Genomic DNA, 11,953 nt, shown 5'->3' on the forward strand with positions numbered 1-11,953 from the left:
TCGTCTTCGGGTTTAAATAATGGCTCTCACATCAATCAGCCTACAGACATACAACCGAAAATCAGCAGTGTGGGCGTTAGACAGCCAGTTCGTCCAGCGCATCGCGGTGGGTCCGCACGGTGACCACCGAGACGTTCGCAACGTCAGCGACGTCTGACTGGGTGAGCCACATTCCGTCTTCGCGTCCGGCCTTGTACAGACAGGCTGCCAGCGAATCCGGATGGCCGAACCCCCGTTGTTGCTCCGGTCGATTCGGATGCTTCCGCCAACTGCCGAGCCCGCTGCCGGATCTGATCGGAGACGTCGAGCTCCGAGGCCAACTGCGGAACGAACGCACTCGGCGTCACGGGCTGGGCTGGCAGGCCGAGTTCCGTATTCAGCGTCGTGTATGCGTTCGTCACCCGCGATTGCTCGACGCGCGCCGACTCGGTGATGTCGTCGAGCGTTCGCGGCCGCCCGTTGCACCGACACGCTCCGTAGACACTCGCGGCGGCCATCGCCTCGATTGAGCGGCCCTGCAGGAGATCCTCGTTCTGAGCGCTGCGGAATAGCTGGCAGGCCTGGTCACGGATCGTCTCGGATAGTTCGAGCGCACTACTGATCCGGCGGACTTCACTAAGCCCGTGTGCGAGGTTGCGTTCAGCTTTCGACTGAAACCGCCCACGGGTCTGTTCACGCCGCATCCGGAACAGTCGGCGTCGCTTCTGCTCGGAGAGGCTGTTCCCGTTCGCATCGGTCCCGCGGCCGATCTCCGTCGACAACCCTCGATCGTGTCGTGCCGCCGTCAACGGAGCGCCCGTGCGCTCCCGTTCGTCGTCGAACGCCCGCCACTCTGGCCCGTGGTCGATCCGCTGCTCGTCGATGACAAGGCCACAGTCCTCGCAGACGGTTTCGACTGTGTTGGTGGTGACCCGGCCGTCGCACTCGGGACATTGGTTAGGGTTCGACTCCGTCTGGACGTCCTCGTCGAAGTCAGTTTCGTAGATGTCTCTGATTGCCATCGTTCTCACCGTGTTCAGGATACTCGCCAGTACAGCGAGCCCCTCACCCATTGAGGGGATAATAGACTCTCACAAGGCCGAAGGATCTACGCCGAGAGTTGAGCTGATTGAATCGCACCGCCTTGTCTCTCTACAATCAATTGCACGTACTATATACGACATTTTTTGGACAGTATTAGAACGACTCAGGGTGAATCCGAGATCATCCAAAAAATAGCCATTTAGCCATTCGATTCCTCAGGTGCTGTGACACCCCCCACGTCTACTAGCTCCGAATATCCTAGTTGAGACTGTTACTCGAACCTATTATCACGCGGTTCGAGGTTGTTCAACTCAGTGTAACGGTCACGTTCACCTGGCGGTGTGAATTCGTGGAAAATGAGGCGCCGAAACATCGTGAGCGCTGCCTCGAAATCAGTGAACAGGTCGTCGAACGGGACGTTCACGCGGTCATTATCCACAACAGCGTTCCGTGTTCCGACGTAAAAATACGCGTTATTCCACTCCGTTGACTCATCGAATCCGGTTGAGAATGATGCGAGGTCATCCACCGGGACACCGAGCTCGTCTGCTAGATTCGCAATCACCGCATCAGTGTCACCCTCAACATCTTCGTCGAAGGCAGCGTACCGCCGGGCGAGCGTTTCGATAGCAGACGCGATTGATGCGGTCTTCGCATTTACTGTCCGTTCCTGGAGTAACGCATCGAAGTACCACGACAGGCACTCACGGTACTTGTACTCTTCTACGCGGCCTACGAACCGGTCATATCCGTGGTCGAGGAACACGAACGGATCGTTCGCCCGTACAATATTCCGCCCAGTGAATGCCGAGCCCATGTCAGCCCGCCACGTTGAGAACCATTTCTCGAATTGCCATGCTGGTTCCTCGCCGTCGATAGCTGTAATAGTTGCTCGGATTGGGGCTGGCATGGTACCTTGCGTGAATCCGAGTAACCACGCAATCGGTTCGATTGTACAGGCCGCGTGATTGACTTGGTGTACTGGCGAACCGTTGACTTCCTGCGTGATCGTCAACGTCCCAGTGCGGAGCTGTCGATGCCATTCTTTAATTTTCCCGATCCGGTCTTCAGTATCCGGGAGTTCAGCTCCGTATACTTCGAACCTATCACGTTCGAGTAGCGGAGTGTCGTTACTACGCGGCAAATATCCGACTCGGCGGATCGAAATTTAGCATATCGAACCGGATTGTCACGGAACTTCCAACGATCGCTTCGTCGTCCGGTGCGGTCGTCGTCGTAACAGTCCCGGCTCGGAATCCTATCTCATCATCCTGCTCGTGGTGCTGGTCGGGGATATTTGGTGTGATGAACCCATCCGTGATTTCGATTCGGCCACCGGTCTGTTGGTCGGTTCCGGTTCGATCATCCGATTTCCAAGTCTGTCCCGTCTGCTCGGTGCTGTAGGAACAACTCCATCCCACGCTCTCCCCCGGCTGTGTCCGTGACTGCACCGGTTATACGCCCGTCTTCCGTGAGGACAACGCGCACCGTGTCGAAATAGTCGTGCTCGGCGATGTCAATCGTTCGCTCGTCGATTGCGTCGGTGAACATCCAACGTATCTACCGGATCTGAGGCCTGTATCGCTGTAAATATACGCGTCACCACTCTTGGAAGAACGTACCTGTCTTCGGACTCATACTGGCAGTGTTACCCGTTCTGTGGTTCGGTAAAGAACCCGACGTTAATCCCGTCGAACGCCCCCCACGGCTCTCGTTCTCCGAACTGAATTTTCACACCGATCCACGACGAAGCCTCACTCGAATCTAATTCCGGATCGCGGAGTTCGGTAACACCGTCAATCCCGTCGGATTCGATTGCTTCGATTGCTTCATCCACGGTAAACGTGGAGGGGGCTGGTGCGAACTCCCACGTTTCACCGTCATCACCTCGCCGTTGTTCGACTCCGTCCACATCAAGTTCGAGGCGTGCTCCGGAGAGCAGTAACCGTTCTTCTTGCTCCGGGTCTCGGTTAGCGTTTCCTCTGATGTTTTGTAACGGTGCTGCCCAGTTTCTCACGACAACTTGCATGTGCCCGGTTTCTTCACCGATACCGTGTAATTCGGCTAAGAATTCCTCGGCTGTGTTCCTGTCCAAATTCACGTCTTGGTACTCTTCGTAGAGGTGGTAATGCTCGTCTGTGTACAACGGGGGGAATGGGATACGAGTCTGCGTGGCTTTTTCGATTCTATGAATGTATTCGATGAACTCTCGGTCAGTCGGTTCAGGGACTTGGATCCCTTCGAACGGCGTGTCGACTGTTCCGGTTTCCACGTTGTCCGGCCCCGGTGGATCAACTTCGATTTCTGTGAACCCGTCAGATTCGCGGATTTCGAGTAAGTCAAGGTACTGCCCGACGCTCAGAAGTTCCGGTTCAACGCTGAAGTGGAAGTGACCGGTCCCGAGCTCACGGAATACGCGGTCGATTGTTTCCAATTCCCCGGTGACACGGATCGGGTGATCCTCGGTTGGTTCTGCAGCGAGAGCGAAATCGAATTTTACGGTGCCACTGGAGTGGGAAACTGAGCACACGAGTTCGACGGTCGCTCCGTCTTCTAATTCGAACTCTCGGATCGTGTCTGGGACCGCGTCGCTCGGAATAATGACGGTACTGTCCGGGTTCTGGATTAAGTAGTACTCGTCGTCGTTTGATCGTTGCTCGTCCGGATGCTTGTAAAACTCGGGTGGTGTTCCTTCACCAGTGCTGCTAGTTGTTGATTCGTACACGTGCTGGTAGAGTCGGTGGACACGATCGGCAATATCGAGTGACCAGCGTTCTAGAAATGATGCTGGGACGGTGAGGATGTACGGGTCACCGCCTTCATCGCCGGTGGTTTTGCAGAGAAATGAGATGTACGGGTCGTCAACGGAGACGTTTACTGGCGCAATCGCCGAATCATTCTCTCCGGGATCTTCCCTCTCACCGTCAGCGTCCCCGTCATGTTCTGAATTACTCGTTGGATCCGTGTCGACCGTACTGGCACTACCACACTCGGCATTGCCCTCATTATTTCCATCGTCACTGCCAGTGGCAGACCTCAGACTGGCTGTGTCGAACGTGGACGTGTCGCTGCCGTGCTCGGGCTGCCGATTGCGAAGACGGACGTGTCATTCACCATGACGCGGTTCCCGTGCTTCACAGCGTTATACGCTTCCCGGACGTTCAAATAGTACGTCGCTATCGCTTGAAGTTCAGATTCGATGAACGCTTCTGAATTCTGAATTAACGTGTTAAGGGTTTCATCGTCTAGAGTCTCCACATTCTTGGACTCTGCGTGGAGTGTCACGTCACCGGACTGGATCGGTTCATACCCGAACACCTCATCGATGAATCGCAGCTGTATCTCCGTGGCCTTCCCCAGCGAGGTATGCGTCAAGTTCCCCGGCCCGGCAATTTTCGAAGAACGGTTCTAAATTCCCGGCGCTGGTTCGAATCAAGAGTTCTATGAAGTTCTCGTCGGATTTGATTTCTGAGTACATATACGTCCCGAACTCTTCGACGTACTGTACGGTCGCGCGGAATAGGTCAACCGTCGCATACGTGATTGCTTCGGCTTTTTTCTCATCCGGGATATTGTCCAGTCCGGCGTCGATTGAACCAGCGAGTTTCACGATGTGGTGATACGCGATTTCCGGGTTGTGGCGGTCACGAATTGCTTCTTCCGGTGACTGCCACTCACCGTCACTTCCGAACTCTGTCCGGTTGAAGTACCCTCTATCTGTCATTACTATGTTGATACGGGTTAACCTACAAAGACCTACGCCCGACCGCACCACTGTGTCTACTGCACGTGCAGATAGATAACACTGCCATTCACTCCAAATTCGACTGAAAGACAATCGACGGGGGATTGGCGATGAACCATCCATTTATGATCAAGGTCGTGGCTGCGCGCGCAGCGAAGCGAGCACGGAGCGGAGGGTGGGGCGGTGGGGTCCGGGTCGGTCCGGCACACACCAAAAAAAGAACGGCGCTACGCTCGCCTACTCTTCCCACCAGCGGCCGCGCTCTGGGAATTCAATCCGACTCCAGCCCGTGATGGCGAGACTCCACCGTCCCTGGTACCAGTTTTTCTTGACCGCTCTGAACCTGACTGTCTGCCCTTCTCGAACCACCGTCTTCTTGCTCTTCTCCCAGATCGTGAATTTCGTACGCCCGGTTTCGTCTTCGATGAGTCCGACTTGGGCGATTGCTGGGGAACTGGGATCCCAGAGTTCGCTCACTGTGCCTTCGACCGTCACCTCACCGACCGGGACGTCCGGCACGTCCGCGATGGGCACGATCGCCCCCGGCGCCGCCTTCAGTTCTTCGAGGGTTTCCAGCACCGCCTTCGTCACGTCCTGGCCGCGCTGCACCTTCTCGGCCAGCTGCTTCGCGACGACTGCTCTCGACCAGCCGCCCTGCACTTCGTCGCTGATCCGCATCGCCTGCTTGTTCACCGCCGCGAGTTCCTCTTGCGTCAGCTTCTCTCGGGGATCCGTGCGCTCCGCCGGCGCCGGCTCGTCACGGCCACACTGCTCGCTGACGACCTCCCGCGTGCGCTGCTCGCGACCGTCCTGCTGACTGAGTTCCGCCTGGGCACTGATGTGCTCCAGCTCGGCCTCCCGGGCCTCGATGCGCTCCTCCTGTTCGAGAGTCTTCCCGAACATGTGATCCGGGCCTTCCTCGACCCGCGCATCTGGGTGGTTGGAATCGACTTTCGCCTGCACTTCCATGTCGACCGTCGCCCGGAACTCCGGGGTCTCGTCGACGACTTCGAATCCGTCCTCGTCGACCTCGGCTTCATCGTGTTTCTCGAAAGCCTGTTCATCGACCGAAACTACTTCACTGGAGACGTTCTTACTTGACATTGGAACTCACTGGTTCCTGAAGGCGCTCACGCGCCCGACACCGCGATGCTCCAACATCGCGGATTCCTCGAGACAACGACCGACAGAACCATCTGCGCGCTCTCGCTCGCGCCTTCGCGAGCGCCCTGTGGGCGCGAGCGAGAGCGCGCCCGAGGCGGACGACCATCCAGCACCGCGCGCCGACCCGCCCGGAGCGAGCGGCCAGCGGGATATGCCCGCTCGTGTCCGGCCCGATGTGCGGGTTCGTGTCCAGAGCGACTGTCGCCGAGAACGCGCGCCGCGGTGTGGCGCGCGACAGCGCAGGCGGCACCAAGCGCTGGAACGCGAAAGCCCGCAAGGGGCGCAACCGACGGGGATACCCGCTGGCGCCGAGGGCACATGCGATTCAGCCCGGAACGGGCGCGGGCGGTGCGGAGAGCGCCCGCACGCCCGGAATGGTCGGTCGCGAGCGACGCGGAGGGCGGCAGCGGCGAGCGGGGCGGGCCGTCACGTACACACCTGTCCAGCTGGCCGCGACACTCGGCGATCCAGCTACCGTCCTGGCGGACTCAGAAAGGGCGAGGCCGTCTCGGTCGTCCCCCGACCCCGCAAGCACCACAGGCACGAGGAGCGCAGCGGGTGGTCGCGGGATGCCGAGCGGCCGAGGGCTTTCAGAAACTGTATTTCAATCGTCGTGCTGCGCGTTCAATTCTGTAAGGAACTGGCCGGCTGCTGTCCCGATACGAACACCGTCGACGTTACGCATCTCGAGGTCATGCGTGGCAGTCCGAAAGGGGTAGTGGTCGACGAGGATGCGATGGATAACGGTGCGGATGGGATCGGTGCCGTACCTGTCGACGACAGTAGCCATCATCTCGTCGAGATGCGCGTCCCGGTGCTCCGTCCGGGGATGCTGTGCGCGTTCGAGCACGAGTTCGACTACATCGTCAACTGATGCGTGCTCGGGATTCTTCGTTCGTTCACAAACGTCGTAGAGAGCGTCGTTATCGGGCATTCCAAATCACTTCGAAGTATCCTCCACGGTGTCAGGGCTCCTCGAGCAACGAGCGAGCTCGCTGCACGTAACTGTTCGCGCCCCAGCTACGGGCGTCACTGATCGCATCGAGGAGCAGCCGCGCATCGGCAGCCGATAGGTGTTCAGTTCGAACGAGAACCGAGAGCAGTGTCGGTGTCGTGACGAGTCGGGTATCAGCGAGTGAGGCGTGGATCAAGCCAAGTTGGTTGAACTCGTCACAGAGGAAGAGCGCAGCATCGAGATCGTTCGCGAGCGTGACCGCCGCGTTCTCACCGTCATCGAGCGGAAACTCGGCGTCGAGATCGACTGACTGTGTCGTGAATGACTCTGCTTGGTCGAGTACGGCGGACGCGGCGTGTCCATGGACGTCATCGTAGGATGCGAATCTCTTGGAGTTCATCGATGACCGCCGTTGGGACGACGACCTCGTACCGGGAGAGACAGAGTGCGAGTGGATCGGGGTCGTCGTCAGTAACGATCCCGAGACTCACGAGGGCGGAGGCGTCTGCGATAAGCCGCGACATCTATGCGTCGGCGACCTCGTCGATGAAGTCCTCGTCCAACTGCTGTTTCAACACTCGGAGGTTTGCCGCCTCCTCGGCGCCGACGAGTGCCTTGAGTTGCTCGAAGGTGATCTCGTCGTCGTAATAGGCGGCGGCGATCTCTTGGGTGAGTGCGTCGTCGTGAGCGGCGTCTTGGAGGTACTCTCGAAGCGCGGTCACGAGGACGTCTGTTCGGTCTTCCCCGAGGACTGCGGCCAGTGCGTCGGCCCGGTCGATGAGCCGATCGGGGGCCCGAAACTGCACGCGCTTCTTATCGGTGCTCATAATGTGTACATTGTGAGCCAACGCACTTAGCCGTTTTCGTGTGTACGATGTGAGCGTCACTCGGTCGAGCGTCACTCGGCTACGAGATGCTCCTCGAGATCACGCGTCCAGTACGTTGCGAGCCCCCCTGGACTACAGTGCTCGCACAGTTGCAACGGACCTTCGAGGTGCCCCAGTTCCACACGGAACCGGGTGAGCGCTGCGAGCGTGTCAACGACGAGCCCACACCCGTCGCAGGCGTGGTGATCGTGCTCCTCGGGATCCGGCCGTTCTTGGATGGCACAGTCGACACAGATTGGGTGGGTGACCCGTTCGTCCTGCCCCCACGTATGCGCCTCGCCCATTTCTGACCCTGGCAGCGTCTCGCAGAACGCACACCCGGAAAGCGTCTGTTGCATCAGTTGTCCTCCGCGTCTCTGGCGGCTCTCCATCCGCGATGGAACACGGCGAGCTGGGTGATCGAGTCGAAGGCCTCGCCACTCGGCCCGTGAACGAGGACCCGCTGGTCGGGGACCGGCGTCACCACATCGTCTTCAATGAGATCACCCACGAGACGGCGGGCACTCCGTTCGTCGACGTCCGCCGTCGAGACCCGGGCCCCATCCCGGTCCTGGGCAACGAGTTCGGTTTCGAGTCGTTCGTAGTCGTCTGTCGTATCGTCGAGGATATCAGGTCCAGTCATGGAAGCTCTCACTGGACGCGCTTCGAGCGCGCCTCGCCCCTTTGCGGGCGCGAACGACGATCACGTGCGGCCAGCTCGCCCGGCCGTTTGCGCCCTGCTCTTGCCGGGCACGTACGCCGAACCCGTTCCTCTCCTGCTGCTGATGGGCTAGCTCTCCACCGTCGATGGCACACTGCGTATTTCGGCGGATTGCAAGAGTCGATAGCGGGGAGGCTCTCTTCTTTCGGACTGTTAGAGTGCGATCACGAGGCCGGTCACGAGTATTACGAGTCCGAGTGCCAGCCACGTCGTTCGCGCTGCGAGACGCCGCCAGCACCGCTGCCCCAGCTGGCGGAGTTGATCACGGAGGGCTGCCCGCCGTTCTGTTTCGAGGACCGCGACTTCGTCGTAGTAATCGCGGCGATCTGCGGGAAGCGTCCGGAGTGTCGTCTGGCACTCGCTGCAGGTGTATTCGAACTCTGCCCGGACGTGCTGGCGGCGGAACTCTTGCTCGCCGCCCTCGTCGTAGCCTGTGATCTCGTACACGAGGAGTTTTGAGACGAAGCGACGGTTCCCACACTCCGGACATTGGTCCATCCTGAGCGTTGGTGTTCCATCCTCGCTGCTCGTATCGTCTGGCCAGGATCTCTGTGGCTCTGTGTCCTCGGTCTCTCGGGGTGGGCTCGTGTGGTTTGCTGACGGCGATCCACTCGCTGTCTCGGAGTTACTAAACGTAGACATGGATTCACCTGTGACTGCACTCAGCTGACTCCAGGCTGGACACCACGACGACTCTCCTGGTGGTGCCCATCGCGCTGAGCGCCGTCACCCTTGGTCGGCGCGATAAACGCCACTGCGGGGGCAGTCGCTTATTCGTTCCACAGTACTGCGATCCGGTCTTCAATCTCGTCGAGGACGAGTCGCAGGACATCACGATGATCGGTCGGCCAGGAGTCATCGTCACCGGGCGTCGGGGCGGTGGGCGGGGGATGGAAGTGGTCGCGCGTATTGTGGGGGTTCGGATGCCGATCCCATCGGCATTCCCAGGTGTGCTCCGAATGAGTCTCTCGATAGTGGATCTTGAAGTCGTCGTTCGTGTACCAGCGAATAGTCAGGGTTGCTTCGTCAACGGGCGCTGGGTAGTACGATGATGCAAAGACGACCTGAAGCTCGAGATGGCCACTTGCATCCGTGATGGCCGCTCGGGAGACTTGTCCGGTGGCTTGGAGCCGTGTCTGAAGGAACTCGAGGATGGGGCGATCGATGGGGGCGGGGCTCCCGCCATCGCCTGTCGGTGGCACCATCGAGCGGGTTACCCGGATGCCTGTTCGCGCTCGCCACCCGTGCGTTGCTGGCGTGCGCGTTCGTAGCGGTCACGCTCCTCGCGGGCGGTCGCCCAGTCGGCGAGGTCGCTGTACACGTCGTCGATGGTCCGTTCGTCGCTGGCTTCCGCGGCGGCGACGGCGTCGACGACGGCCGGTGACGCGGCGTCGTACGCCTCCTCATACTCGGTGATGCGCGTCGTCAGCTCACGAACGCGGTCCTGGAGTTCCTCGACAGAATGGTCGGCTGCGAGCTGGTTGATGCGTCGCCACTCGAAGTACGCGTCATTACGCTCGTAGGTGGCTGGGTGGCCGTCGTGCCGGGTAACGATGCCGAGATCGTCGAACCAGCCCAGATACTTTCGGGCGGTCTTGGGGTCACAGTCGGCGCTGTCGGCGATCGCGCTTGCCGTCGTCGGCTCGCGGGTCTGCAGGATGGTGCCGTAGATGCGTTGTTCGACGTCGTCGCTGGCGAACGCATCCTCAAAGGGAGGTGGCCCATCGGCGGCGTCTGTCTCGGACATACTCAGAATTGCAGGTCTAAGGATATAGTTCTTACTTCAAGGAATAGTTTCCCGAACAACAGTATCCTGCGATAGCCCCCATTTTGCGGCGAGATTGAGCGTAATTAACCAACAAACAGCGCAATATAGCGAGAACGTTGGTTAATACTTCTATCTCGCGGAACCAGAACTCTCGAGGGAGGGCTTCTCGGATGAAGGTGATGCGGCGCTACTACTCGGACTGGCCACCGAAGAATCGACTCAACATAGAGGGTGATTCTGAATCGTCATCGGTCTCTCTCGCAGTACCGGAGTCTTCCTCGTGAGACTGCGCAGTCTCCCGGTCACGGGTTGCGAGTTCGCCGGTGAGCCGCTCGACCTCTGCTTCGAGAGTCTCGATCCGCTCCGTCTTCTGTTCGAGTGTTGCTTCGAGCTCGTCGACGCGCTCGCTCAACAGTCGGTTTTTCTCCGTCAGGTATGCACGACTCCGGTCTGCCTCGTCAGGTGTCCCGCCAGCTGTGACCTCGTCAGGTGTGCCGTGGGGATCTGCGGCGTCGTCGCCGGCGTCCGGGTTGTAGAACTCCGATGTGGTCGCAATCGCTCGCTCGATGGTCTTCTCGCCGTAGGTCGACCCGTCAGCGTAGTGAACCTCGTCCCATTTCTCGCGGTGGAGTCCCGACTGGCGGAACAGGTGATCCATCTGCGTCTGGTCGCCGCCGGTCCAGAATGCAAGCAAACAGCACAGAGCCATGTCGGCCTCGGACTGACTGTCGTAGCCGACCGTATTCCCGTTCCAGAGCCGCTCGAACTTCTCGCCGTTCGATGCGTTTCGCGCTTTTTCGAGGAGGTCCTCGTCTTCGAGGTCGACGTCGACGTCAGCTGCGTCGGTCGTCGGTGACCGGGCGTCAGTGCCATCACGCTGTTCGGACTCGGAGGCTGTGTCACGCTCTGTGTCCTGGACGTACTCGCGGTGAATCGCTGTGAGCGCGTCCTGCCGGCGCTGCAACGCGCGTTGGTGTCCACTCGACGTGGTCGCCAGTGACGGTGAAAAAGCGTGCTGTGTCGTACAATTCGACGCTCCCGCGCCGGTTCCGCCCCTCGGGGAGTGCGCCAGTGATCAGGACGTGATAGCCGGTACCGGACGGTGACACCTCGGTGTAGGAGTCGAGTCGCTCAATGATGTCCAGCGCTGCGTCGTCGACGTCGCCGGTTTCCGGGTCGCGGCAGTCGTCCAGATCGACGCCGACGATGGGATCGTCGTCAGTAAACACGAACCCAATACCATCGGCGTGCTCTGTCTCGCTGTAGTCGAGTGCTGCCTCGAAACTCGCCCAGGTCTCCGACTCTGTTGCTGACGCGAACCCCCCAGCCCCTGGCGTCACCGGAATCTTCGTCGGTTTGCCGTCTCGCTCCTCCTCGCGCCAGCACACCCACTGGTCGCGTTCGCGTAACGTCTCCGGAATCGCCTCCGGCTCGTTGACGATAGGGTCACTCATCCTCACGTAGCACCTCGCATGGCTCTCACTGGCTCTGAGCCAGCACAGAACGCTCTCTGCTGTACGTCGCGATCCAATCCCTTGGTCCCAACGGGGACCCCCCGTTCTATCTTAGTTGGTTGTTGGGTGGAACACCCGCTATAGCAGGTTAAAAATCGCTGGACGTGAGCGTGTTCCACCCATTTCGCTCGGTTCGTTGGTGTTCCACCCATTGGGAATTTGGGTGGAACATACCGCTGTCGGGTGATTTCCGACCT

Annotated in this window: 12 protein-coding genes and 3 pseudogenes; all 15 read right to left on the reverse strand. The window is 59.6% G+C overall.

What is annotated here, in order from left to right:
* Window positions 1-76 precede the first annotated feature (76 nt).
* The 15 genes and pseudogenes from ACODNG_RS15405 to ACODNG_RS15475 all read right to left on the reverse strand — a co-directional run bounded on the left by ACODNG_RS15405 (window position 77) and on the right by ACODNG_RS15475 (window position 11,696).
* Window positions 77-1,001: pseudogene (locus tag ACODNG_RS15405) on the reverse strand (transcription initiation factor IIB).
* A gap of 293 nt (window positions 1,002-1,294) precedes the next feature.
* Complete coding sequence (locus ACODNG_RS15410) at window positions 1,295-1,933, reverse strand: hypothetical protein (protein WP_434523270.1); 639 nt, start codon at window positions 1,931-1,933, stop codon at window positions 1,295-1,297.
* 452 nt (window positions 1,934-2,385) lie between these two features.
* A complete protein-coding gene (locus ACODNG_RS15415) occupies window positions 2,386-2,574 on the reverse strand; it encodes a hypothetical protein (RefSeq protein WP_434523271.1) in 189 nt (62 codons plus the stop codon).
* Window positions 2,575-2,671: 97 nt separating this feature from the next.
* Window positions 2,672-3,748 (reverse strand): hypothetical protein, encoded by a 1,077-nt coding sequence (locus ACODNG_RS15420; RefSeq protein ID WP_434523272.1) that lies wholly within the window; start codon window positions 3,746-3,748, stop codon window positions 2,672-2,674.
* A 594-nt stretch (window positions 3,749-4,342) separates the two neighbouring features.
* Window positions 4,343-4,747: a hypothetical protein gene (locus ACODNG_RS15425; RefSeq protein ID WP_434523273.1), complete on the reverse strand. Its 405-nt coding sequence runs from the start codon at window positions 4,745-4,747 to the stop codon at window positions 4,343-4,345.
* Between the two features lie 258 nt (window positions 4,748-5,005).
* Window positions 5,006-5,872, reverse strand: a complete 867-nt coding sequence (locus tag ACODNG_RS15430) for a DNA-binding protein (RefSeq protein ID WP_434523274.1) — start codon at window positions 5,870-5,872, stop codon at window positions 5,006-5,008.
* Between the two features lie 664 nt (window positions 5,873-6,536).
* Window positions 6,537-6,866, reverse strand: coding sequence for a hypothetical protein (locus ACODNG_RS15435; protein WP_233340858.1), 330 nt, complete (start codon window positions 6,864-6,866; stop codon window positions 6,537-6,539).
* A gap of 31 nt (window positions 6,867-6,897) precedes the next feature.
* Window positions 6,898-7,411 (reverse strand): annotated as a pseudogene (locus tag ACODNG_RS15440) (hypothetical protein).
* Window positions 7,412-7,714 (reverse strand): hypothetical protein, encoded by a 303-nt coding sequence (locus ACODNG_RS15445; protein WP_092893815.1) that lies wholly within the window; start codon window positions 7,712-7,714, stop codon window positions 7,412-7,414.
* Between the two features lie 71 nt (window positions 7,715-7,785).
* Window positions 7,786-8,112 carry a DUF7558 family protein gene (locus ACODNG_RS15450; RefSeq protein ID WP_379771274.1) on the reverse strand — a complete coding sequence of 109 codons (327 nt, stop codon included), beginning with the start codon at window positions 8,110-8,112 and terminating at the stop codon, window positions 7,786-7,788.
* Window positions 8,112-8,396: a hypothetical protein gene (locus ACODNG_RS15455; protein ID WP_122106709.1), complete on the reverse strand. Its 285-nt coding sequence runs from the start codon at window positions 8,394-8,396 to the stop codon at window positions 8,112-8,114. The genes ACODNG_RS15450 and ACODNG_RS15455 overlap by 1 nt, the downstream gene beginning before the upstream one ends.
* 231 nt (window positions 8,397-8,627) lie before the next feature.
* Complete coding sequence (locus ACODNG_RS15460; RefSeq protein WP_006184783.1) at window positions 8,628-8,972, reverse strand: hypothetical protein; 345 nt, start codon at window positions 8,970-8,972, stop codon at window positions 8,628-8,630.
* A gap of 272 nt (window positions 8,973-9,244) precedes the next feature.
* Window positions 9,245-9,679, reverse strand: coding sequence for a hypothetical protein (locus ACODNG_RS15465; protein ID WP_343771684.1), 435 nt, complete (start codon window positions 9,677-9,679; stop codon window positions 9,245-9,247).
* Window positions 9,680-9,687: 8 nt separating this feature from the next.
* Complete coding sequence (locus ACODNG_RS15470) at window positions 9,688-10,221, reverse strand: DUF7342 family protein (protein ID WP_210113842.1); 534 nt, start codon at window positions 10,219-10,221, stop codon at window positions 9,688-9,690.
* 211 nt (window positions 10,222-10,432) lie between these two features.
* A pseudogene (locus tag ACODNG_RS15475) lies at window positions 10,433-11,696 on the reverse strand (phage NrS-1 polymerase family protein).
* Window positions 11,697-11,953 lie beyond the last annotated feature (257 nt).

The sequence above is a fragment of the Halorubrum sp. AS12 genome (assembly GCF_051122765.1).
GTDB classification, from domain to species: Archaea; Halobacteriota; Halobacteria; order Halobacteriales; family Haloferacaceae; genus Halorubrum; species Halorubrum trapanicum.

Bases quoted from the DNA above. Each gene is read 5' to 3' on its own strand.
- ACODNG_RS15410 (WP_434523270.1), bottom strand. From the start codon at position 1,933: ATGCCAGCCCCAATCCGAGCAACTATTACAGCTATCGACGGCGAGGAA.
- ACODNG_RS15415 (WP_434523271.1), bottom strand. From the start codon at position 2,574: ATGTTCACCGACGCAATCGACGAGCGAACGATTGACATCGCCGAGCAC.
- ACODNG_RS15425 (WP_434523273.1), bottom strand. From the start codon at position 4,747: ATGACAGATAGAGGGTACTTCAACCGGACAGAGTTCGGAAGTGACGGT.
- ACODNG_RS15430 (WP_434523274.1), bottom strand. From the start codon at position 5,872: ATGTCAAGTAAGAACGTCTCCAGTGAAGTAGTTTCGGTCGATGAACAG.
- ACODNG_RS15435 (WP_233340858.1), bottom strand. From the start codon at position 6,866: ATGCCCGATAACGACGCTCTCTACGACGTTTGTGAACGAACGAAGAAT.
- ACODNG_RS15445 (WP_092893815.1), bottom strand. From the start codon at position 7,714: ATGAGCACCGATAAGAAGCGCGTGCAGTTTCGGGCCCCCGATCGGCTC.
- ACODNG_RS15450 (WP_379771274.1), bottom strand. From the start codon at position 8,112: ATGCAACAGACGCTTTCCGGGTGTGCGTTCTGCGAGACGCTGCCAGGG.
- ACODNG_RS15455 (WP_122106709.1), bottom strand. From the start codon at position 8,396: ATGACTGGACCTGATATCCTCGACGATACGACAGACGACTACGAACGA.
- ACODNG_RS15460 (WP_006184783.1), bottom strand. From the start codon at position 8,972: ATGGACCAATGTCCGGAGTGTGGGAACCGTCGCTTCGTCTCAAAACTC.
- ACODNG_RS15465 (WP_343771684.1), bottom strand. From the start codon at position 9,679: ATGGTGCCACCGACAGGCGATGGCGGGAGCCCCGCCCCCATCGATCGC.
- ACODNG_RS15470 (WP_210113842.1), bottom strand. From the start codon at position 10,221: ATGTCCGAGACAGACGCCGCCGATGGGCCACCTCCCTTTGAGGATGCG.